Below are 23564 nucleotides of genomic sequence, written 5' to 3' on the forward strand. Positions count from 1 at the left end.
CTCTCGCTCAATACAACACCTCCAAACGGAGCGGGCTTGATCACTCGCTTCTGGGAAATCGGCGAGACGACAATGCTTTCGTTCTGTTGGTTGCAGGCCCGGCACCACGCCGGAAATAAACAACTCTATGCAACCGGAGTGAACGATGAAAAACGACCTATCGGTGCGCGTTCGCGCATCATCTAATCAACGCGTAAAACAGACTACCGCGATTTTATTGTGCGGCAGCCTTGCGCTTGGGCTGGCAATGCCAGTTTGGGGGCAGGTGACGTGTGATACGGCGGCGGCTGCTGCTATGGTCACTGGTGAGGGTACCTTGCTTGTGGGCTGTGCAGACACTGAGACGGCTGCAGATAATGGCTATATTGATGACATCAATGCCGCCGATACTGCCGCGGACATGGCTAAGATTGCCGCGGACACGGCTAGTACTGCTGCGGACGATGCAGCGACTGCAGCCAGAGCAGTGCCCGCTGGTGCAGATCAAGATGCTACAAATGCTCACACCGCGTCTGTGGTACTTGCCGATGAAGTTGTTACGAAGGCAGATGCCCTGGCAACCGTGCAAGAAGGCTTGGCAACCAGGCAAATGGATCTGGGAACCGCGCAAGAAGGCTTGGCAACCAGGCAAATGGAGTTGGCAACTGCGGAAACAGCAGCGGCAACTGCCCAAACGACTTTGGAAACTGCCGAAATGACCTTGGAAACTGCCGAAGCGGTTGTGGTAATTGCCGATGAGACTGTGGAACTTGCCGAAGCGGCTGCGGAAGCTGCCCGTGCGGCTGTGAGAGCTGCCCCTGACGCTACTGCGGCATTGGCACTTACCTCTGCAGTCACCGCGGCTGAAAGTGATCTCGCCACGGCTAAAACACATGCCGCCATGTCTGCAACAGCAGTCGACACGGCTGAAGCAGCAATCCCCACGGCTGCAACAGCAGTCGACACGGCTGAAGCAGCAATCCCCACGGCTGCAACAGCAGTCGACACGGCTACAGAAGCAGTCACCGATGCTACGAGAGCAGTCGACACGGCTACAAAAGCAGTCACCATGGCTGAAGGTGAAGTCACCATGGCACGAACTGCTGCCGCTGATGATGCGATAGCCGTGGAAATCGTTGCCGCTGACGATGCTGCTGCCCTGGCTACTGCGGCTGCCACTGATGCCGCTACTGCGGCTACAGACGCCGCCGCCGCTGTGGCAGGTGCTAAAGCTGCTATCGCCGCTGAGGAGACCGCGGTGCGCACCTCCAGGCAAAATGTCGCAAGAGAGATCGCAGTGGCGGAGGCACGGACGAAAGCACTAGCAGCGTCTAATGAAGGTGCTGCTGATGATGAGACAGATGAGGCGGCAACAATGAGAAGAGATGCAGTTACCGCCCTCTACGCTGCTCCTGTTTTAGATGACCCTGGTACTACGGAAAACGAGGCGATGGCCGCGGGTGCGGAATATACAGCAATCACTACCGAGTACACCTCTGCCGCTGCTGGGACAAAGGGCGCGGAGATTGCTGCCCAAGTGGCGGCACGTGCCACATCAGAAAATAGCGTCGCCATAGGTCAAGGTGCAACCCTGGGAGCCGCAGTGGACCAGGTGGGCGTGGATGACAATGACAATCCTATCCTGGTACCCCGCGCAGCGGATAACGCGGTAGCCATTGGTGCTGGTTCACATGTAGAAAGATCTGATAGCGTTGCCGTTGGTGCTGAGGCTACAACCACGGGCACAGGCAGTGTTGCTCTCGGCAAGGGCGCAACCGCCGAGGGTGACAATAGCATCGCTATTGGTGCGGGCGTTACCGCTGGCGAAAATGCTATTGTCATTGGTAATGAAGCACACACTAGCGTTACGGTCGGTGGCATGGACCTCACTGGTATTGACCAGGCCGTTGATGACAACACCGGCCTGATTGGCGAAAACAAAGGCGCTATCGGCAGAAACGCTGACGATATTGAGACCAACACCGCCGGCATCGCCACCGCAGTCGCTTTGGCCGGTCTGCCGGTTTTCAAAGGCGGCACCGGTGGCTGGGGAATTGCGCTCGGCTCTTTTGAGGGCGAAACCGCAATTGCCATCGGAGCAAACTACAACCTCAATCAAGGCAGCAGCCTAATCAGGTTCGGCATCTCCACTTCCAGCGGCGGAACCAGCGGCACCATTGGTTTCGGAAAGGGGTTTTAGTCGGTAATTTTGTTTCCTCTTGTGCCCGTGGCCCGGTAATCACACCGGGCCACGGTTACGTTTTAGTATTGTCGCGGCAACGGCACGGACTCAATGCGCCGTTTTCAAACCAGCACCGAGTCGACCGCAAGCGCGCCGTGCGCCTGTTTTTGCTGAACCGCGGGGTAACCGTGTTCGGTTTTAGCCCACAGATAATCGCCACGCGCGAACGGCAACAATCCAACTTTGAGTTAGATCATTATCGCCGCGACCGCGTGGATTTAAGATTCGTGCGACAGTTTTAATCCAAGCCGACGGCAGACCGCCGGCGATGTCAGCGGCTTGCGCCGCCCGTATTTCACTGGATTATCGGGTCAAGCCCGATAATGATGGGCCTAATGGCGGGAATTCAGGCTGCCTCTTCACTGTCATTCCTGCGAAACAACGTCACCCCAACGATAACCCCCTGTTCAATATCATTTTAGGTTTGGAATAGACTGTGGTGAGTGCGGTATTTTTTGATTTTCCAGCAATAACCCTTCTACATGAAACTCCATGGCTTCCTGCATATTATTTTCCACTTCTTGTTTTGTTTTACCCGTTGTAATACAACCGTCCACATCTGGAGAATAAGCAGAAAATCCGGTTTTGGTTTCTTCAATCACCATTAAATATTTCATTGTTTTAGCCTCGCTTGTTTAAAAACACTGTTTCTTGTTCCAATTGCTATGTCATCATTTAATTTTCCTGGAACAGTGACTATAAACCCTTGTCCTTTGAGTTGGATGGCTATCTGACGCAGTCGTTTTCCGTATCTACTGGGCAAAGCACGGATTAAATGTTCAAGAATATCTTACAATCGCGTTCTCGAATATACCCGCCGCAATGAAAAACTTAAGCGCGCGAATTTTGTTATAATTTTTGTATGCCTAAGGTGCTGGTCGTCTCCAACTGTCCCTCGGACAACACAACAAAACTGCAAAACGCGGTCGTCAAGGGGTGCGCACACGAAGACATCGCGCAGTGCAAAGTGCGTGCGCGAATTCCATGGGACGCAAACGCCGATGATGTTTTGTGGTGCGATGGCATCATCCTCGGCACCACCGAAAATTTTGGTTATATGAGTGGCGCAATCAAGGATTTTCTGGAGCGTGTTTACTACCCTTGTCTCGAACTTACCGAAGGCAAGCCGGTCGCCCTTTTCGTAAAAGGCGGACTGGATGGCCAAGGTGCAAAAACCAGCGTTGAGCGCATTTTAGTTGGCCTTAAATGGAAATTCATACAGCCGCCATTGGTGATGAAAGGTGAATTTCAGCCGGCGTTTCTGCGCCAATGCGAGACTTTGGGGACGACCATGGCGGCCGGTCTGGAAGCAGGAATATATTAAAGCGCTGTTTGCATTGTCCGCTTAAATCAGCCTGCTTAAATCAACCCGCTTAAATCAGCCGTGACTCTGTCAACTAATGGCAATGAAATGTTTGACCTATGCGTCATCGGCGGCGGCATCAACGGTTGCGGGATTGCGCGCGATGCCGCCGGACGGGGATTGAATGTTGTTTTATGCGAGCAAAATGATCTCGCGTCTGGAACCTCATCGGCAAGTTCAAAGTTAATCCACGGCGGGCTGCGCTATCTTGAGCATTATGAATTCAAGTTGGTGCGCGAGTCCTTGAAAGAGCGGGAAATATTATTGGCGGCGGCGCCGCACCTGATCAAGCCGATTGAATTTATTTTGCCGCATCACCCTGGCCTTCGCCCGCGCTGGATGCTGCGTCTCGGCTTGTTCATTTACGATTGGCTGAATGCGCGCGGCGCCCTGCCCCGAAGTCGATCGATTAAACTCCATAACGATAAACTCAGGCACGGGTTAAAACCGAACTATCAATTTGGATTCGCGTATAGCGATTGCTTAGCCGACGATGCGCGCTTAGTGATTGCCAACGCGCAAGATGCGCGACAACGCGGTGCGAACATTCTCACGCGAAGCCGATGTGTCGCAGTGGATCGACGCGACCATCATTGGTCGATCACTCTGGATAAAAACGGCGTTGGCCAGGAAGTGCGCGCCACCGCGCTGGTCAATGCAACTGGGCCCTGGTTGCCGCGATTTATAACCGATTGCGTCAATCCTGCGCAAATAAAAGCGACCAGCGATAGGATAAAATTGATTCAGGGCAGCCACATCATTGTTCCGAAATGGTTCGCTCACGAGTACGCTTATCTTTTGCAAAACGATGACCGGCGGATTGTGTTCGTGATTCCTTTTCAGCAGCGCTATGTGCTTATCGGCACCACTGAGCGGCCGTTTCCTGGTGATGTGGGCGATTCATGTCATTCATGTGATTCATGTGATTCATGTGATCCTGGCGACGCGGCGATTTCCCAATTTGAAATTGATTATCTGTGCGAAACCGTGAATGATTATTTTGACCATAGCCTCTCTGCCGCGGATGTGGTGTCCGCTTACGCCGGCGTGCGTCCGCTCTACGATGACGGCAGCGCCAAAGCCCAGGAAATCACCCGCGACTACAAAATAAAAGTGGATGACATAAATCCACGCGCGCCATTAATCACCCTTTACGGCGGCAAATTGACCACTTATCGCAAACTTTCCGAATCGGTTGTGGATGCGCTCAAGCCCTACTTGCCCGCATTGTCCGGCGCCGCCGCGCGCGTCTGGACAGCCGCCTCCAAACTGCCCGGCGGCGACATCCCGTTCAAAACCATGAACGCGTTTTTCCGCAACATAAAATCCAGATACAAATTTCTGGCGCCTGAGATTGTCAAAACCTATGTTGACCGATACGGCGCGAACGCCGCCGCGTTGCTTGAACATATTTCATCGCCGGCAGATCTGGGCGAGCACTTTGGTCATCAGCTTTACGAAGCCGAGTTGAGGTATTTAATTTCCCATGAATGGGCGAGAACCGCAGAAGATATTCTGTGGCGGCGCACTAAACTGGGTCTGCTGTTCACTGAGCATGAGAAAGAAAATCTTGCAAATTGGCTGGCGCGCAATATCCAACCTGATCTTGAACACGGGCATTGAAGGCGGGCTGTTCAGGTTATAATCGAAAAGTAGCCAAAGCACGATATGTGGCGCACCCGGACGGCGGATTTCCAACACCTCGCAGAGGGTTTATGCTGCCTGTGCGTCTCCACGGTGTTGGCTACGGGGCAGTACGCTGAATAGAGATAAAAATCATGAGTAAAAAATATGAGTGACACAGCGACCAAGAATAGTTTGACTCAGAATAGTTTAACTCGGGCAAATTTTACTAAACCGAAGTCGAACAAAAAAAACCGCAGTTATGGTCTTCGCGGCGGCAAGCGCATCTATGAGGGCTATAACGCCGAGCGCAAAGTAAAGGGGCGCAAAAAGAAACAGCAACAGCGGCTGGGCTATGAGACTTTCGCAAAGGATTTCACGCGCACCAACAACGCACTGCCAGAAGAATATCACAACAAAATCATCACTGGCGACAGCGCGGAAGTTCTGCGGGGTCTGCCGGACAATTGCGTGGATATGGTGCTCACCTCGCCGCCGTATAATTTCGGGCTGGACTACGATACGCAAGAGAGGGCGCAGGAGGACGCGGATCCTTGGCGCGTCTACTTCGATAAACTGTTTGCGATTTTCGATGAATGTGCGCGCGTGGTCAAATACGGCGGCCGAATTATTGTGAATGTGCAGCCGTTGTTTTCGGATTACATTCCAACGCATCATATCATCAGCAACTTCTTCCTGGACAAGGGGCTGATTTGGAAAGGCGAGATTTTATGGGAGAAGAATAATTACAATTGCAAGTACACGGCTTGGGGAAGCTGGAAAAGCCCTTCCAGCCCGTATCTCAAATATACTTGGGAATTTCTGGAGATTTTTTGCAAGGGCGATTTGAAAAAACCGGGCAACAAAGAGGACATTGATATTAATGATGACGAGTTCAAAAGCTGGGTCAATGCAAAATGGTCCATCGCCCCCGAGCGCGACATGAAAAAATACGGCCACCCGGCCATGTTTCCTGAAAAATTGGTGATGCGCGCATTGAAACTGTTCAGTTACCGAGGCACATCATCTTGGACCCATTCAACGGCGTCGGCACCACCACCCTGACCGCGCATCACTTCGGACGCCACTATATCGGCATTGATTGCTCCGATGAATATTGCAAAACTGCCGAGCAGAGGATTATAGATAGCGGCGAACTTCTAAAATCGGCTTAAAGAAATAGTTAGCGCATTAACTTAAATTTCTGTCCATGCATCGCATCTTAACCGCGGTGGATAAATGCGCCACGGATATGCGCGCAGAATTTTTCATATCGGCCACGGTCCGAGATAGTTTCAGAATACGATGATATCCTCTGGCTGACATATTGAACTGTAATATCACCTTGTCCAGAAGACCATAACCATTGTCATCCAGATCGCAATAGTGTCCGATTTCCTTGGTTGACAACTGGCTATTCAATTTCCCCTGCCGATGGTGTTGGATTGCGCGAGCGGCAATGACTCTTTTGCGGATATCCACGCTGCTTTCGGCGTTCATGCCTGATTGGCGCAATTCATAATGCGGAACTTTCGGAACATGCAACTGAATATCGATGCGGTCTAACAGCGGGCCCGATAATTTGGACAAATAGCGTTGAACCTGATCCGGCGTGCATTTGCATTTCCCGGATGAGTCGCCAAGATATCCGCATTTGCAAGGATTGGCCGCGCCGACGAAGATGAAGCGTGATAAAAACTTCAATTGCATCGCCGCCCGGGAAATGTTGATATGCCCGGATTCCAACGGCTCCCGCAGCAACTCCAAAGACCTGCGGTCAAATTCCGTCAATTCATCCAGAAAAAGCACGCCATTGTGAGCCTGAGAAATTTCCCCAGGTTTGGGGATGGTGCCGCCACCGATTAATGCAGCACCGGAAGCGCTGTGATGGGGCGCGCGAAATGGCCGGCAACGCCAATTTTCCGGACCCCAATCCTTGTCAACCAAAGAATTAATTGCAGCCGTCTCTAAAGCTTCTTGCTCGCTCATCTCCGGCAATATTCCGGGCAACCGACTTGCGATCATGGTTTTACCGGTGCCCGGAGAGCCCATCATCAACACGCTGTGGGCGCCGGATGCGGCAACTTCCAAAGCGAACTTTGAAAACGTCTGGCCAATGACTTCGGACATGTCCGGGTACTTGGTTTGCTCTGGAAGTTCAATCGGCGCGGCCTCTGAAAACGCATCCAGACCGTTAAGAATACTGCTTAACTTCAACAAACTATCCACGCCATATACATTAACGCCCTGAACCAACGCCGCTTGCGCCGCGCATTTCTGCGGCAGGATAAGCGACTCGGGGGAGCCTTTCAGTGAAAGCGCGGCAATCAAACTTCCGCCGATATCCCTCAGCTCGCCGCTAAATGCCAACTCGCCCAGAAACACCTTGTCGCGCAACGCGGATTTTGGAATTTGGTTGGTGGCCGCCAATACGCCAAGCGCAATTGGCAAATCAAACCGGCCGCCCTCCTTTGGCAGATCGGCCGGCGCCAGGTTGACTGAGACACGTTTATACGGAAATTCAAAATTTGAATTAATAATTGCGGCTCGAACCCGATCGCGGCTTTCTTTGACAACCATTTCCGGCAAACCAACGATAGAAAATCTTGGCAGGCCGCGCGCCAAGTGAACTTCGACGAAAACTTCAGGGGCCGACGTACCCACTTGGGCACGGCTATTAACGATGGCGAGTGACATTCCTTATCTCCTTGTTGCTGTAAATTTAACGATCCTAACACGACTGCATCCTGACGTGACCTCAGGGGCGTCTAGGGCGCCTGAGGTCATAAGCAATCGGCTTATAACATAAAATTAGGGGCTGTCCTAGATAACTAACCCATATCGTTTCTAACCCATTGTTTCAATTGGTTTAATTGAGACTTCGGGTCACTGTTGTTAAAACGCCACTCACACTCCTTCAAAAACAGCGGAAAATGATCCCGCGGAACCCCGTTAAACTTGCGTAATTGCCGCTTCGCCTGGCTCCAAAAATTCTCAATGCCATTGATGTGATTCTGCTCGTCGGCAAACATTTTGCTATGATTAATACGCAGATGCTTAAACTCAGATACATCCAGCACATTATAACCGCGAAATGAATCGGAATAAACCACGCTGTCCGGCTTCACCTTGCGCCGAATAATCGGCATCAGGGTTTTACTCCGAGCATCGGCTATGGGCACCGCATACACCCTGCCATCTCGTTTAAGCAAGCCAAATACCGGCACCTTGCCACTCGCCCCGCGACCGCGCTTGCCTTTGCGTTTTCCGCCAAAATAACTTTCATCCACCTCAATCTCGCCGGCCATCAACCCGCCATTGTCATCGTTGCGATAAATCAGCTCACGAAGACGGTGAAAATAATAACCGGCAGTCGTCTTGTTAATACCCACTAACGACGCTGCCGTTCTGGCTGTCGCACCCGCCACAAATAACTCAATTAATCGATTTTGTTTATGCTTGCTTAAACGACTCTTTCTCATTCTGCTATCCTACGATAAACTTTGTTATCTAGGACAGCCCCTAAAATTATATTCAAGAAAACTGAATTATTCAACCTTTAATCGGGCTTCCATTTCCTTGACTTGCTGTTCCAGTTCAATAATCCGCTGGCGTGTGCGCATTAAGATTTTTTCCTGAATCTCCAGTTGTTCCCGCGTGACCAGATTCATTTTTTCAAAATTGCTTTTTACCACCGCATCAATATTATTTTTAACCTCAGCCGCGAGCTCCGGCGGCAGCACGGCTTGTATGGCTTGTCTGATTTTATCCCGCATTTTAGTTGTTTGCCACGTATTCAATGTACGCGCCCTCGCGCAATCGACCAAACCAATTTTGATAGCGTTCCTCCGCCTTGCGTTTGAACAGTTCCCGCTGCGCGCTATTTCTCGCTATATCCCGGCTGATGTCTCTTTCCCTGCGATCAAGGACTTCGATGAGATGGTAACCGAATCTGGAGCGCACCGGATCGCTTAATTGATTTAAGGGCAGACTTAATGCGGCTTGCTCAAACGCCGGCGCCGTGTCTCCGGGGTTGGTCCAGCCGAGGGCGCCGCCCCGAGAGGCGGTGGCGGCGTCATCTGAGAGCAGGCGCGCAAACTGTTCGAAATCGCTCCCCTGCCTGATTTTATTGGCGACATCATTGAGCAAGTCTATCGCTTCCCGGTCGGTCAAATTACTGCGTTGCGGCTGCACCAGAATATGCCGCAGCCGTTGTTGCGTCACTATTTTCGTGTCGCCTTCCTTGGCATGTAACTTGATAATATGAAATCCATTCACGCTTTTCATAATCTCGGTCACGCCGCCGATAGGCGTTTGGCGCAACGCCGCCAGAAATAATTCGGGAAGTTGATTCTCTTTTCTCCAGCCCGCATACCCGCCCTCTTCCTGGTTTTCGCCATCGGAAAAATCCCTAACGGCGCTGGAAAAAGATTGCCCCTGTAACAAACCCTGGTGAATGTGATTTACATTTTCAGATTCGCGCTCGATTTCGGCTGCCGATTTTCCGGAAGTGGATACATATAGATGAGAGATCTCATAAGATATGTTAGGCATATAGAGTTCTTTGTGCGCTTGCAGGTGATAATCAATTTCCTGCTCGCTGACGCTCACTCTGGCATTAACCGAAATATCGACCAGTCGCTGAATTAATCTTTGTTCCTTAATGCTGCGTAAAAACTGAATGGCGGAAATGCCCTGAGTTTCCAACTCGGTGATCAACTGCTGTTGTGAAAGATTGTTCTGCGCCGCCATGTTTGCCATCGCGTTTTCTATTTCGGCGCGGCCGATTGAGATTCCCGCCGCTTGCGCCGCTTGCGCCTGAATGCGTTCGTCGATGAGCAACTCAAGAATGTCAAAATCAATTTGCTCGGGAATCTGTTCGAGTCCCTGGTCGGTCTCGAGTTGCTTTCGTTTGTAACGGGTTTGGTATTCCGAGCGGGTGATTGCTTCATTGTTCACAATCGCAATCACTTCATCCAGCGCGACGGTGGCGGCGTCGGCATAAGATGAAAACCATATCGTTAAGGTTGCCGCCAGGGTTATCGTTATGGCTATCGTCATGGCTATCATTGGCGCGAGTGCAAATTGCGCCAGCGGGGTCTTCATAATAAATTTCATCATAACAAGTTTCAGCATAACAAGGGCATGGCGGATTTTAAAGAGCAGAGCGAATCCTGCCCAGATCATTTAGTTCAAATGTGATTATAAAACGATTTTTAAAGTTATCCGCCCCATTTAAATAGCGCTGGGCAAGCAGTCTGATGGCCCAGCAACATCCGTCATATGTCAATCCAATTTCAGATGACCGGGTTTCATTTTCCCGAATTGAATAACGGGCCTTCGCATTTAGCTGCCAGCGTCGGCCAACCGGGGTTTGCAATTCCAGGTTGACTTGTTCCGATACATGTTTGGTTCGGCTATAGCCGATTGAGGCGTTGCTTCGATTACTGTGATAGTAATCCGTGGAAATTTGGATGAATTCCAGATCGTTCGATTCGCTGCCCACGCGGACAAATCCACGAATATTCCAGTCTTCGGTTACGCTTGCGGCGGCTTCCGTGAAAAAATCGGAACGATGCTCGGTTTCAGGTGCGCCCTCTTCTTTCAGTCCAACATGGCGGTCTTCGAAAAAAAATATTTGCCCCGCACTGAGCTTCAACCTTTGCCGCCCGTCATCGTGGTTAATGATTCTGCTGGTTAACCCTAAGGTAATCTGGTGGGTATCGCCGATGCGATCACCGCCGAAAAATCGGTTTTCCCGAAAGAAATGTCCGAAACTGCTCTTGCTTCCGTTGCCACTGTCAAAGTTTGGAAACGCCTTTTGTTTGCGTTTCTCTGGAATGTTGAGGTAGAACAATCTGGGTTCCAGCGTTTGCAAAAACATGCTGTCGTTTCTTTGAAACACACGTTCAAAAAATAATCCGCTGTCAACGCTTGCTATCGGCACCGTGACCGACGGAGAATCCTCGTCGCCAAAAGAATTGTCAGAACTGTTATTCAGCGAGTAACTAATCGTTTGCAATGATAGTTTAGGGATGACATAACCATGAATACGGTCGATCGGCAGGCTGATATAGGGATTGATCCTAAGTCGAGTTGCTGACCCCGGTTTACCGGCCTCGGGTTTATCGTGGTCAAAATAAGTGAATTCAGAACTTATGCCATATTTGAATCGGCCATATTTGAATAGGCTCAGATCCTGTTGTTTTAGATCCAGATTCAGTTTCGGCAGTCTGTCATAGGGACGGTCAGCCGCCATAACGTCGCTGTTGGCCGGCTCGTATGCGGATGCGCTGGCTTTAAAAAATAGCTTAGGGCTGCGGTAAAATAAACTCGCATGTCGGGGCAGGTAACGCGAGGAAGCATTGCCGACATCGCGGGTAAAATCCCGTACGTAATCGATGTCCGACACGGTTTGTAAATCAACCTCCGCATTCCAGTTATCATTAAAATTCTGCTGGTGATCATAACGCCATGCGTATCGATCATCGTTGAATACATTATCTGAAGGGAGCGCTTCTGCTTGTACGCTGCCTTTGGATTTTTGGGTCAAGTAACGATATTCCCCGTATAGCTGCACGCCGCGTTTGCTTAAAATCTTGGGGATAACGGTCGCATCGCGGTTCGGGGCAATATTCAGGTAATAGGGAACTTCGAGAATCGCGCCGGATTCTTTTTCATAACCGATGCTCGGAAATAGAAAACCGGTTTTTCGCTGGTCGTTAATCGGAAATGAAACGCGCGGAAAATAAAAAATCGGGACATTCTTGAATTTCACCTTCATCGACTTTGCGGTACCAATGCCGGCGGCATGATCCAGATCAATCTCTTTTGCCACCAACAACACGTCATCATTGCCGGGCGCGCAACTGGAGAATGTGGCGTTGTATAACCGCTCATGATCCGCGCCTGCAAACTCAATCGTCTCAGCGGTTGCCCGGGCGCGAACATAAGTATTGTCACCCATGATTTGTTGCGGCGCTTCGGTTTGCGAAACCCGGTTTCTAAATGGCGCCAGCATAGAATCATCTTCAACATAATTTTCGTGCCGACGTTCTGCGCGGCTCGGCGAACCATCGAATCCATGAGCAAATTTAATACTCACGTTTTGAGCGGATCCTGTAAACGCAGACATCTCTAAGTCCAGCGAATCAGCAAGCACTTCATCGCCCCTGGAGGTATAAAATTTGACATTGCCACTGGCGGTCGCTTGATTGGCATTTTGATCATAAGTAATTTCGTCCGCGTACACACCGCGGTTTCCCTGAACCAGCTGGGCCTTGCCCGACAACTTAATCATGCCTTTTTTGATCAAGGCTTTTTTGACCAGGCCATTCTTCATTTGGCCGGGCAATTCGGCTTCCAATTGATCCGCTTGCATGCGGATGGGCAACTCGCTTTGGTCGCCAGCGGCGGCTTCTTTTAAAGCAGCAGGCACTGCTATGCTGTCGGATGTGCAAATATCGATTCCAGCGAATCCTGCTGTCGAAATATCTGCCGAAATATTTGATTGCGCAACCACATCCAGCGCCGGCGCCATAGTCATAACCGCAGCGAGGGAAGCCAGCATGTGATTTTTAAATTTGTTCGGACGCATTTTTGCACGGTTTTTATTTCTTGGTTTTTATTTCAAAGGCGGGCTCGATTTAGTCAGGATTATAGGGTTTTGGGCGTTTATAATCCAATCTCACGATTAATCAGAAATGACATAACTTGCATGATTATGGAAGCCATGATTTTGGCGGCTGGGCGCGGCGAAAGGTTAAGGCCGATCACCGACACCATCCCTAAGCCTTTAGTGCCGATGGGTGAGCGCACTTTGATTGAACATCACTTGGTGCGGCTGTCCGCTGCGGGAGTCCGCCATGTGGTGATCAATGTTGCCTACCTTGGTGAAAAAATTATGCAGTTTCTGGGCGACGGCAGCCGTTTTGATTTGAAACTCAGTTATTCGATAGAATCAAACGGCGCGTTGGGCACTGCGGGCGGAATCATTAACGCCTTGGATCGTTTTAAGGAAGAGCAGTTTTTGGTCATTAATAGTGATATTTTCACCGACTGCGATTTTTCACAAATTCAACTGCCAGACTCATCCAAAGCGCACCTGGTATTGGCGCCGAATCCCGCCCATAACCTCAATGGGGACTATTGCCTGACCGATGATGATGGCGATGGCATGGTGCAACATCCTTCTAATCCAGCACAAACCACGTTTACCTTTACAGGTATCGGCCTGTATCGCAAAACCATGTTTGAAGCGCTTGATATAGAAAAATGTGGATTAACCCAGGTTTTCGACCAGCCGATACGCAACGGTGAAATTTCCGGTCAACTACACCGAACATTATGGATCGATGTCGGTAATGCGGAGCGGCTGGCGCAAGCAAGAACACGATCTTAAAATATAAAAAATTGTTAAATTACAATATGTTAAAACTACTAATTAAGGTTATTTCATACTAATTGGTGGGTGCAAAAAAAGATCGGGCAGGATTTTGGCAAATTCCCGGCGTGCCTGATCGAATGAAATATTTTTAACGTGATGCTTTAACTGGGTGATTCCCAACCCGACGTGACCGCATGGATTGATCCACTGATACGGCGACAAGTCCATATCGATGTTGATGCTTAAACCATGGTAACAGCATCCCCGGAATATTCTTAAGCCGAGCGCGGCGATTTTTTCATCCGCAACATACACCCCCGGCGCGCCCGCTTTTCGGTGTGCGCAGATGCCATAGCAGTCCAGAAAATCGATGACCAATTGCTCAAGTTGATTCACAAACGATTTTGGCCCCGTTTTAAGCCGTTTGATATCCATTAACAGGTAAGCAATCAGTTGGCCGGGGCCGTGATAAGTTATTTGTCCGCCGCGATCGGCATGGATGACCGGAATCACCGTGCCATTCGCTTCGGCCTGCGCTTCGGGAAACTCATAGGAACTCGTGCCTTGGGTGTATACCGGGCGATGTTGCAACAACCAGATTTCGTCGTCCGTATCCGCGCCGCGATTTCGAGTGAACGCAATCATTTCATCCCATACTTCCTGATAGTCGCAAATCCCTCGATGACGAATGATCACAGGCACGATGCCATTAAAGCACCATTAAAATATCGGGGTGCGACGATAGTCGGGTAAATACCTGGTCCATCAGGGTTTTGTTTTGCGCGTGAACACGACAACTTAACGAATGATACTTGGCGCTTTTGCTCTCCTTTATCGATATTTCCTTCAAATCGGCTGTTGCAATTGATTGCAACAGCAATTTTTTTACCCATTCCGAGTTGTTGTCGCGCGCATGCAAAAATACCTTAATATCAATCATGCAGGGAAAGGTCAGGCTTTCTGGCATCGGCATCTTGCGCGGCGTTTTTGTCATGGATTGATATCGAATTACGCCATCTCTAAGCAAGCCATATCCGGGACGGTCAGAATAAATGCAGGGTTTAAAATATCAATTGTTTTATATAATCCAGTATGCGCTTATGCCAGGGCCCTTCGGCATAACTTTCGTTGACCTGCAAACTCGTTCTGTATATGGGTTGTTGGTCATATTTCACTTGTATATATCCGACCGGCGCGCCGGCGGCGATGGGGGCTTCAAGGCTCGCAGGCAGTTCCAGGGTAGCGGATAGTTTATCGGATTTTCCTTTGGGAAAAATAACGCTCAATTTTTTTAGAACGCCGATGCTGGCTTGTGAAGTTTCTCCAAACCATAACGGCAAGGATTTGATCTCAGTCCCCGCTTGGTAGGCGATTAATCCTTCGTAAGCGCCGTAGCCGTATTGCAGCAGTGATTGCACCTGATCGGCGCGTGCGACTTTGCCGCTCGATCCGGTAACGGCCGCCACCAATCTCATTCCATCACGCAACGCGGTGCCAATGAAACCGTAACCGGCATTTTTGGTATAGCCGGTTTTAATGCCGTCAACGGTGGGATCTCGCGTCAGCAAAATATTTCTGTTTTGCTGGGTAATGTCATTATAAGTGAATTCGCTTTGAGAATAATAACGATACAGTTCGGGAAATTTTCGAATCAACGCCATGGAAAGCAGCGTCATATCTTCCACGGTGCTATAGTGATTGTCCTCTGGAATCCCGCTGCTGTTGGTAAAATTTGTGTTGGTCATGCCCAATTCCGCCGCCATCAAATTCATGCGCGAGGCGAAGCCCTGTTCCGAGCCATCGATGTGCTCGGCCAACGCCACCCCGGCATCGTTGCCCGACTGCACGATCAAGCCTTGAATTAAATCCAGGACACTGACCCGCGCGCCAACCTCGATAAACATTTTTGAACCACCGGTTCGCCACGCCTTCTCGCTGATATAAACCCGGTCCTGCATGGTTATTTCATTATTGCGCAGCGCCTCGAACACCAGATAACTGGTCATCAGCTTGGTCAAACTCGCCGGCTCGATTCTTTGATCCGTATTTTTACCGGCCAGCACCCAGCCTGTTTCAAAGTCGGCCACGAGCCAGCTGCTTGCGTCAATGCTCGGCGGCGCGATTTTGGATTTCACCGCATCGGGGATATCCTGCAAAGCGCTATGGGCGCTCAGGGGATGGAACAACAGAAAACTTATGAAATAAATTAAAAGGCGCATGACTTAAACGATTTGGATGTGGGGCTTGATTATAAAGGAAACGGATTCATTCAGGCTTCCTGTATTTATTGTGCATACGCCGACTACCAACCATCCTCTGCGATACCGCACCGGTCATTATTCTTGCTCATCTATTCCAGCGAAGCCGCGCCATCATTCACTGATCAGCATAAGCGTCTGACCGAGCAGTTGTTCCAGGGTGCGTTTTACTGCCGATGCCGTACTGACAGTTTGGAACGGGCCCACCTTGACTTTATACGGCGCGCCTTGGGCCTGGTTTTCTTGCTCCGAGTCGGGGTAAATCGGATGCCCTTGCTGACGCAGCATATTTCTCATTGAGCGGGCATTGCCAAATTCAGAATACACGCCAACTTGAATAAAATACTCGTCCGCCACGTTGCTCGACTGAGCATCCTTTACTGAATCTATCGACCCGACAAGGCGACCGGATTCAGCAAAATCATCCGACCCAAGATAGTTATCGGGATTGAGCGCTCTGACCTCAACACGACCGGTGCCATGACTGGCAATGCCCAATTTATGCGCCGCCGCATAGGATAAATCAATGATTCGATCATGCAGAAAAGGACCGCGGTCATTGACCTTGACAATAACTTTTTTGTCGGTGTTCAGGTTAGTCACCGCGACATAAGTCGGCAGCGGCAATGTCGGATGCGCCGCGGTCATGCCCCACATATCGTAAGTCTCTCCACTCGATGTCCGTCTGCCGTGAAATTTGGTGCCATACCAGGAGGCGACGCCCTGCTCGACATAGCCTTGCGATGAACTGAGCGGCGTGAAAGATTTGCCCAACGCGGTGTAGGGTTTGTTGCCGGTTCGGCTCAGTGGTTCATGTTTTGGCGTGGCGTCCGCAATCGCCGCGAAGTCCCGTTGTTGATCGGCGGGCGCGCTGTCGCCGCCATAAAAACCTCCGGCATCCGGCTTGTTCGCCACGCCGCTGGCGCAACCCGCCAGTAGCGCCAGCAGCGCCAACCACAACAAACTTGATTGGGCGCGCATCGCCATGGGTTTTTTAGTCATTGTCGTCGTCGCGGGCTTCTGCAATCGCATCCGCAAGTTCCGTGACCGCCATCGCGTAATTGACGCTGGGGTTGTAGCGCGTGATGGCGTAGAAGTTGCCGAAGCCCACAATGTATCGCTTCCCCGCCCGCTCCTGCAACGATATCAGCGCCATCTGGCCGCCGCCGCGGTCGGCATCGAAGGTCACCCCGGCCGCGGCCAACTGCTGCGGCGTATGCACAAGTTTTGCGTTGCCGCCAACCAACTTTGCGGCGGACGCGGATAACGGTTCGGTAACGCGCGCATAGATTCGCTGGGCACGATTCCAGCCATGCGCTTTCAAATAGTTGGCGACGCTGCCAATGGCGTCATCGATTTCATTGACCAGATCTCTTTGGTTATTGCCATTGAAGTCAACCGAATACGCGGCATAACTGCTCGGCATGAATTGCGGGATGCCGATGGCCCCGGCAAACGAGCCGAGGACTGTGGCCGGGTCGATACCCTCTGTGCGGGTGATGTTCAGGAATGTTCGCAACTCCGCAGTGAAGAATGCGCTGCGCCGCGGGTATTGCGCCGACAGCGTGACCAAGCTGTCCAACACGCTGTTGTTGCCCAAGCGTGCGCCGTAATTGGTTTCTATTCCGATCAATGCCGTAATCACGGCCTGCGGCACGCCAAACTTCTGGCGCGCCCGCGCTAACGCAAGTTGGTTTTCATTCCAAAATCTCACGCCGTGCTTGATGCGGCTTTGGCTTAAAAATATTTTCCGATACCGATGCCAAGGCAAGGATTCATGCTGCCGATTCATCAGGTCAATGGTGTTTTGCTGGATGGTCGCTTGCTCTAAAACCCGGTTTAATTCGTCCTTTGGATAGCCGTCCTCGGCCGTCATTTGCTCGACTAATTCGACCAGCACCGGATATTTTTCGATCTCCACCGCCAACACGCGCGCCGGCTTAGCCAATAACATAATCAATGTCATGGCCACAACCATGGCCGTGACCATGGCAAAAAATGCCACCCTGAAATCATTCATCGTCGCCACCCGCGCGAGCGGCTATCTCGCGCTATGCTCATTAAAATCCCGAATCCGATCATCAGTGTTACCATAGAAGTGCCGCCATAACTCATCAGCGGCAAGGGAATGCCGACCACCGGCAAGATGCCGGACACCATGCCCATATTGACAAACACATAGAAAAAAAAGGTTGTGGATATGCCGCCGGCGAGCAAGCGAGAATACGTGTCGCGGGCGTGAAAAGCGATCAATAATCCACGAAACACTAAAAACAGATAAAGCGTTAATAATACAATAACCCCGATCAAGCCGAATTCTTCCGCGTACACTGCGAATATAAAGTCGGTGCGTTGTTCGGGAATGAACTCAAGTTGCGACTGGGTGCCGGCCAGCCACCCTTTTCCTTGCACCCCGCCGGAACCGATGGCGATGATGGACTGGATGACATGGTAGCCTCGGCCCAACGGATCGGCCCACGGGTCGAACAGGGTCAGCACGCGGCTGCGTTGATAGTCGTGCAGCACAAAAACCCACATTGCCGGAACAATGACCGCCAGGGAAAGCAGCATGGTCACGATAAATTTCCGCCCTATTCCGGCCAGGAATATAACTGCAATTCCCGCTAATGCAATTAATAATCCAGTGCCTAAATCGGGTTGCAGAATGACCAGCACGGTGGGAATGAGCACAATCAATATAGACAGTATTATAAACAGCGGATTAGGCGGCAGCGTCGATCGCGTTACGCTCCACGCCACCATCATCGGCACCGCGATTTTCATTATCTCGGCCGGCTGGAATCGGAAAACGCTCAAATCAATCCAACGCTGCGCGCCCTTGCCGATGACGCCGACCGCCAATACGATGAGCAACAAGGCCAAGCCGACAGCATAAGCATGGGGCGACCAACGCGCCAGTAGCGCCGGCGGAATGCGCGTGAAAACCAACAACACCACCAACGAAAAACCCGCATGCATACTGCGTCTGGCGATTTGATCCAGATTCTCTCCGCCAGCGCTGTATAACATAATCAAACTCAAAGCGCACAGCATCAGCACCACGGTCAATAGTGGTAAATCAATATAAGAAGGATTATCAGTCTGGCGCATTTGTGAAACAACAATCCGGCATTTTTTATTGCTGGGCGGTCTGGTTTTGGCCGACCAGGTTGGGGGAATCCGGCGCCGGCGAGTCAAATAATTTCAGACGGTCAATCAGATAATAATCGATTAACCGTCTGGCGATCGGAGCGGCGGTTCGGCTGCCGCTGCCCGCATGCTCGACCACCACCGCGATGGCGATTTTCGGATCGTTCAGCGGCGCGAAACCAATAAACAGCGAATGGTCGCGGAATTTCTTCTCCACTTCGGCTTCGTCGTATTCTTCGTCCTGGGCGACGCTCTTGACCTGCGCGGTGCCGGTCTTGCCGGCCATTTCGTATTGAATGCCGCGGTTGATTGCCCGCGCCGTCCCGCGCGCGCCATGCACCACATCGCGCATACTATTGATCACCGCGTCATAGAATCCGTCATCGCCAAGCTTTTCAATCCCGGTTATTTTGGGCGCCAGGTCTTGCTTAACCTGCGTTTGAGGGTGCTCTATGGCGGACAAAAACCGGGGGGTAACGCGCTTGCCTCTATTTGCCAAAGTCGCCGTGATGCCGGCTAACTGCAACGGCGTGACCAACATATACCCCTGGCCAATGCCGGTGATGATGGTCTCACCCGGATACCAGACTTGATTCCGAACGCGGCGTTTCCACTTTCTGGACGGCATCAAACCGGATGGCTCGCCGAGCATATCAATCCCGGTTGGTTTGCTAAATCCAAACCGGGTCATCCCGTCATACATTCGGTCGATGCCCAACTGCCGCGCCAATGTGTAGAAATACACATCGCAGGACTGCACGATTGCGTCGTAGCCATCGAGCAAACCATGTCCGTATTTTTTCCAGCAGCGATAACGATGTTCAAGGCCCGGCAAGCGATACCATCCCGGGCAAAAAACGGTGTTACTGTGGTCAATACCATTTTCCATGCCCACCAGCGACATAAACCCCTTGATGGTCGATCCCGGGGCATAACGTCCATAAAGCGCGCGATTCACCAGCGGCTTGCGCTCGGAGGCGCGCAGACTTGAGTAGTCGGCCTCGCTGATGCCATTGACAAATAGATTCGGATTGTAGCCGGGCGCGCTGGCGAAAGCCAGGACATCGCCCGATTGCGGTTCAATCGCGACTATCGCGCCTTCAAATCCTGCCAACGCTTCAATGCTTTTTTGCTGCAACTTAATATCCAAACCCAGGTGAAGGGTCTTGCCCGTATCCGGGGCGGTTTGTTGCAGACGACGAACAATCCGGCCATGGGCGTTGGTTTCCACCTGCTCTATCCCGGACTTGCCGCGCAAGATGGATTCGTAATACGATTCGATGCCGGTCTTGCCGATGTATTCCATCCCCCGGTAAACCTGATGGTCCATGCTTTCCAGATTCACTGGACTTATTCGACCGACGTAACCGACGACATGCGCAGTCAGCCCCCCTTTCGGGTAGTGTCGTTGCAGACGCGCCTGCAGTTCCGCCCCGGGGTGTCTATGCTGGTTGACTGCCAATATGGCAACTTCTTGTTCGTTGAGATTGGCTTTGAGTGTTTGCCGCTCGAAAGCAGGACGTTGCTTGAGCAGTTTTCTGAATGGTTTGAGGTCAGCCTCGGTGAGTTCGATAAGCTGTCCTAAGTCACGCAACAGCGCATCGAGATCTTGCACCTTATCCGGCCATATCTCCAGATTGAAGACCCGAATATTGTGGGCCAGCACTGCGCCTTTGCGGTCATAAATCAATCCGCGCACCGGCGGCAATGAGGAAAAATTAATGCGATTATTTTGCGCTAATGTGGTGAACTTTTGATGTTGGTGTATTTGCAGATAGCCGAGTCGCAGAACCAGCAGAATAACCAATATCGTTATCAGGCCGCACACAAAAATAATCCGCCCCTGAACCACTTTTCTCTCCAGCAGGTAATCGCGGATCGGCATCATTCGCTTATCCCGGTTCTATGGCGCACCCGGCGCAGCACGTTATACACAATGGGCCAAATCAAGCAGGAGGTCAAAGCCGACTGCCAGAACACCAGGCGAATCTCTGTGTTTGCGGTCAAATGATAAACCCAGACGGTAAATCCAATATCTATGGAGGCGACGATAAATACCAGTATGCATTGCTGCCACAGATCATACAGCCGCACTCGTCGATGGGTTGAGACGGCTATCAGCGCAACAAATGCCTTGCCGACGGCGTGCTGGCCCAATAGCGAGTAATACAACACATCCAGCGCCATGCCGGCAAGCCAGCCACAGCCGACGCCGACGCGATGCGGCACCGCCAAGCACCAGTAAAACAAAACCAGCATAACCCAATCGGGCTTGGCATACGTCATCCATTCCGGGTATTGCATCATATTCAACAACAAGGCGATCACAAACGTGAACAGAATGACCCAAAATGGTGATTTTGCGGAAGCCGCCTTATTCACCTGATTCACCCGGAGCGCCGGCAACATCGTGGCTGCTGCTATCGTTGTTGCGCAGCAACAGCACTTCCCTGACGATGCCGGTCTGCGCCGTGGTGCGCGCAGTAATAATCAAAAATGCTTGATTCGCATCTTTTACGACATCCGCTACCTCAGCGACTTTATAACCCACCGGGAAACGCCCGCCCATGCCTGAGGTGACCAGCAAATCGCCGATTTGAATGTCGGCCGGGTTCTCTAAAAACGGCACCGTCACTTGATCAGATTTTCCGGAACCTTGAATAATGGTGCGCAGCCCATTGCGTTGAATCTGCACCGATAGCCCATGGCTCGGGTCGGTTATCAGGGTTACCACGCTGCGGCGATAACCGACCTTGGACACCTGGCCGAGCACCCCTTGCGCGGCGATGGCGGGCTGGCCGAGGTAAACCCCCGCTTCGACGCCACGGTTTATGACGATTCTGTGACTAAAGGGCTCGGGACCGAATCCAACAACTTCGGTAAGCAGCGCTTCATTGGCAAAGCGTTTTGATGTTGACAATAATTTCGACAGCCGTTGATTTTCTTTTTCCAGGGCTTCATAGCGTTGTAACCGAACTTCCAGTATGGATTGCTTTTGTTGCAGTTCGAGCAAACGCTGATGCAAGCGGTCGTCGGGATAATAACGATTCAATAATGAAAATGTATTTTTCGGAATGGCGACAACCGATTCAAAGAAGATGTTAATAACGGTCGCAGTGGTGTGGATTGGTTTTAACCATTCGCTGCGATGGTCGATAATCATTACCCCTATCGACAGCACCGAAAGCAGAAAAAAACGAGCCAGCGGAGATCTTCTGTTATAACTCATGTCGTTATAACTCGTGCCAATACAGCGCGGATAAGCGGCGGTTATTTTCTATTGACATGCCGCTTGCACCCTTTTGTTGTCTATTTTTTGGATAGGGCATAAACGTCTTTGTATTTAGGTTAGGTGTGTCGTTTTGGCTGGTGCCGTTTCCTTGAAATAGACAGGTATAAGGTAAAATTATTGCGCGCTAATTTTTTTGCTCATGTCTAAGTTTTCAGGTCTAAGTAAAAAATCATGGGCAAGAAACGGGCACCCTATAGTCAGTCATCGCCGGCGAACACGTCACTCATTGTATTCATTTCTTCCAGTGCCCGACCACAACCTCGAACCACGCAGGTCAAGGGATCTTCCGCAAGAATCACCGGCAACCCCGTATCCTGCATAAAGCGTCGATCGATATCGCGTAACAACGCCCCTCCCCCGGCGACAACCATGCCTTTGTCGCCAATATCCGCGATTAATTCCGGCGGCGTCATTTCCAAGGCCTCGCGGATAACCCGGATAATTTGCTCTAATGAATCGTTAATCGCTTCGTATATTTCTTCGCCGGTGAGCACTATGCTTCTCGACAGGCCTTCTGAAATATCCCGCCCCTTGATTTCCATTTCCATATGCTCGGATTCCGACCACGCCGTTGCGATGCTTTGTTTTACCCGCTCCGCAGTCGCTTCTCCGATTAGCAAACCATGACGACGGCGTACATAGTTTACGATTGATTCGTCAAACGAGTCACCAGCAACTCGCAGCGAGTTTGAATAAACCATTCCCCCCAATGACACAATCCCGACCTCGGTGGTGCCGCCACCGACGTCAACAACCATCGATCCGGTGGGCTCCGCTACCGGCAGGTTGGCGCCAATCGCCACCGCCATCGGCTCTTCAATGAGATAAACTTCCCGGGCGCCGGCGCTGGTCGCCGATTCCCGGATCGCCCTTCTTTCCACCTGAGTGGAGCCGCACGGCACACAAATGATAATTCTTGGGCTGGAAAAGAACTTGTTTTCCTGAACCTTGCGGATAAAATATTTGAGCATATCTTCGGTAACATTGAAGTCGGCGATGACGCCGTCTTTCATCGGTCTGATGGCTTGAATGGAACCCGGAGTCCGACCCAACATTCGTTTAGCATCCTGACCAATCGCCAGCACCGTCTTGCCGCGGCCGCCTGCGGTTGAGCTTTTAATGGCAACTACTGAGGGCTCGTTGAGGATTACGCCTTTGTTTCTGACGTAAATCAGGGTGTTCGCGGTGCCAAGATCGATGGCGAGGTCATTCGAGAAGAAGCCTAATAGGCGTTTTAACATTGTTTTTCATCTAACCTGAAGGGTGAAAAT

General features: G+C 51.2%; 21 protein-coding genes and 1 pseudogene. 6 read left to right on the forward strand and 16 right to left on the reverse strand.

The genetic code is table 11. The features are described 5' to 3' along the window. The first annotated feature begins 145 nt into the window (after positions 1 to 145). Positions 146 to 2179 (forward strand): YadA-like family protein, encoded by a 2034-nt coding sequence (locus tag ACP158_RS08750; RefSeq protein ID WP_424945774.1) that lies wholly within the window; start codon positions 146 to 148, stop codon positions 2177 to 2179. Positions 2180 to 2247: 68 nt separating this feature from the next. Further along, positions 2248 to 2463 (forward strand): surface lipoprotein assembly modifier, encoded by a 216-nt coding sequence (locus ACP158_RS08755; RefSeq protein WP_424945775.1) that lies wholly within the window; start codon positions 2248 to 2250, stop codon positions 2461 to 2463. A 171-nt stretch (positions 2464 to 2634) separates the two neighbouring features. On the opposite strand, the gene ACP158_RS08760 is transcribed toward ACP158_RS08755, so the two are convergent. After that, positions 2635 to 2838: a type II toxin-antitoxin system HicB family antitoxin gene (locus ACP158_RS08760; protein ID WP_424945776.1), complete on the reverse strand. Its 204-nt coding sequence runs from the start codon at positions 2836 to 2838 to the stop codon at positions 2635 to 2637. A 245-nt stretch (positions 2839 to 3083) separates the two neighbouring features. On the opposite strand from ACP158_RS08760, the gene ACP158_RS08765 reads away from it, so the two are divergent. The 3 genes and pseudogenes from ACP158_RS08765 to ACP158_RS08775 all read left to right on the forward strand — a co-directional run bounded on the left by ACP158_RS08765 (position 3084) and on the right by ACP158_RS08775 (position 6382). Then, the gene (locus tag ACP158_RS08765) at positions 3084 to 3545 is read left to right on the forward strand and encodes a flavodoxin family protein (protein WP_424945777.1); all 462 of its coding nucleotides are present in this window, start codon (positions 3084 to 3086) and stop codon (positions 3543 to 3545) included. A gap of 60 nt (positions 3546 to 3605) precedes the next feature. Next, the gene (gene glpD, locus ACP158_RS08770; protein WP_424945778.1) at positions 3606 to 5207 is read left to right on the forward strand and encodes a glycerol-3-phosphate dehydrogenase; all 1602 of its coding nucleotides are present in this window, start codon (positions 3606 to 3608) and stop codon (positions 5205 to 5207) included. Positions 5208 to 5684: 477 nt separating this feature from the next. Further along, positions 5685 to 6382, forward strand: a pseudogene (locus ACP158_RS08775) (DNA-methyltransferase). Positions 6383 to 6398: 16 nt separating this feature from the next. On the opposite strand, the gene ACP158_RS08780 reads toward ACP158_RS08775, so the two are convergent. The 5 genes from ACP158_RS08780 to ACP158_RS08800 all read right to left on the reverse strand — a co-directional run bounded on the left by ACP158_RS08780 (position 6399) and on the right by ACP158_RS08800 (position 12777). Next, positions 6399 to 7904 carry a YifB family Mg chelatase-like AAA ATPase gene (locus tag ACP158_RS08780; RefSeq protein ID WP_424945779.1) on the reverse strand — a complete coding sequence of 502 codons (1506 nt, stop codon included), beginning with the start codon at positions 7902 to 7904 and terminating at the stop codon, positions 6399 to 6401. A gap of 134 nt (positions 7905 to 8038) precedes the next feature. After that, positions 8039 to 8689, reverse strand: a complete 651-nt coding sequence (locus ACP158_RS08785; protein ID WP_424945780.1) for an IS1595 family transposase — start codon at positions 8687 to 8689, stop codon at positions 8039 to 8041. A gap of 66 nt (positions 8690 to 8755) precedes the next feature. Beyond that, complete coding sequence (locus ACP158_RS08790; protein WP_424945781.1) at positions 8756 to 8983, reverse strand: accessory factor UbiK family protein; 228 nt, start codon at positions 8981 to 8983, stop codon at positions 8756 to 8758. Position 8984: 1 nt separating this feature from the next. After that, on the reverse strand, positions 8985 to 10268 hold the full coding sequence (locus tag ACP158_RS08795) for a peptidylprolyl isomerase (protein WP_424945782.1): 1284 nt from the start codon (positions 10266 to 10268) through the stop codon (positions 8985 to 8987). A gap of 94 nt (positions 10269 to 10362) precedes the next feature. Further along, positions 10363 to 12777, reverse strand: coding sequence for an LPS-assembly protein LptD (locus ACP158_RS08800; protein WP_424945783.1), 2415 nt, complete (start codon positions 12775 to 12777; stop codon positions 10363 to 10365). A 153-nt stretch (positions 12778 to 12930) separates the two neighbouring features. On the opposite strand from ACP158_RS08800, the gene ACP158_RS08805 reads away from it, so the two are divergent. Further along, complete coding sequence (locus tag ACP158_RS08805) at positions 12931 to 13608, forward strand: nucleotidyltransferase family protein (protein WP_424945784.1); 678 nt, start codon at positions 12931 to 12933, stop codon at positions 13606 to 13608. Between the two features lie 48 nt (positions 13609 to 13656). On the opposite strand, the gene lipB is transcribed toward ACP158_RS08805, so the two are convergent. The 10 genes from lipB to ACP158_RS08855 form a co-directional block, all read right to left on the reverse strand. After that, positions 13657 to 14295 (reverse strand): lipoyl(octanoyl) transferase LipB, encoded by a 639-nt coding sequence (gene lipB, locus ACP158_RS08810; RefSeq protein ID WP_424945785.1) that lies wholly within the window; start codon positions 14293 to 14295, stop codon positions 13657 to 13659. A 7-nt stretch (positions 14296 to 14302) separates the two neighbouring features. Next, positions 14303 to 14587, reverse strand: a complete 285-nt coding sequence (locus tag ACP158_RS08815; protein ID WP_424945786.1) for an HP0495 family protein — start codon at positions 14585 to 14587, stop codon at positions 14303 to 14305. A gap of 67 nt (positions 14588 to 14654) precedes the next feature. After that, positions 14655 to 15812, reverse strand: a complete 1158-nt coding sequence (locus ACP158_RS08820; protein ID WP_424945787.1) for a D-alanyl-D-alanine carboxypeptidase family protein — start codon at positions 15810 to 15812, stop codon at positions 14655 to 14657. 153 nt (positions 15813 to 15965) lie between these two features. Then, on the reverse strand, positions 15966 to 16853 hold the full coding sequence (locus ACP158_RS08825) for a septal ring lytic transglycosylase RlpA family protein (RefSeq protein ID WP_424945788.1): 888 nt from the start codon (positions 16851 to 16853) through the stop codon (positions 15966 to 15968). Then, entirely contained in the window at positions 16846 to 17871 is a 1026-nt protein-coding gene (gene mltB, locus ACP158_RS08830; RefSeq protein ID WP_424945789.1) for a lytic murein transglycosylase B, read from the reverse strand. Before mltB ends, ACP158_RS08825 begins: the two co-directional genes overlap by 8 nt. Continuing rightward, positions 17868 to 18962: a rod shape-determining protein RodA gene (rodA, locus tag ACP158_RS08835; RefSeq protein WP_424945790.1), complete on the reverse strand. Its 1095-nt coding sequence runs from the start codon at positions 18960 to 18962 to the stop codon at positions 17868 to 17870. The genes mltB and rodA overlap by 4 nt, the downstream gene beginning before the upstream one ends. Positions 18963 to 18987: 25 nt before the next feature. After that, entirely contained in the window at positions 18988 to 20889 is a 1902-nt protein-coding gene (mrdA, locus tag ACP158_RS08840; protein ID WP_424945791.1) for a penicillin-binding protein 2, read from the reverse strand. Beyond that, positions 20886 to 21383, reverse strand: coding sequence for a rod shape-determining protein MreD (gene mreD, locus ACP158_RS08845; protein ID WP_424945792.1), 498 nt, complete (start codon positions 21381 to 21383; stop codon positions 20886 to 20888). The genes mrdA and mreD overlap by 4 nt, the downstream gene beginning before the upstream one ends. Continuing rightward, positions 21376 to 22230 (reverse strand): rod shape-determining protein MreC, encoded by an 855-nt coding sequence (gene mreC, locus ACP158_RS08850; protein WP_424945793.1) that lies wholly within the window; start codon positions 22228 to 22230, stop codon positions 21376 to 21378. The genes mreD and mreC overlap by 8 nt, the downstream gene beginning before the upstream one ends. A 260-nt stretch (positions 22231 to 22490) precedes the next feature. After that, on the reverse strand, positions 22491 to 23534 hold the full coding sequence (locus ACP158_RS08855) for a rod shape-determining protein (protein ID WP_424945794.1): 1044 nt from the start codon (positions 23532 to 23534) through the stop codon (positions 22491 to 22493). Positions 23535 to 23564: the final 30 nt, after the last annotated feature.

This window comes from Candidatus Spongiihabitans sp. (assembly GCF_965247905.1).
In the GTDB taxonomy this organism is placed as follows: domain Bacteria; phylum Pseudomonadota; class Gammaproteobacteria; order Arenicellales; family Poriferihabitantaceae; genus Spongiihabitans.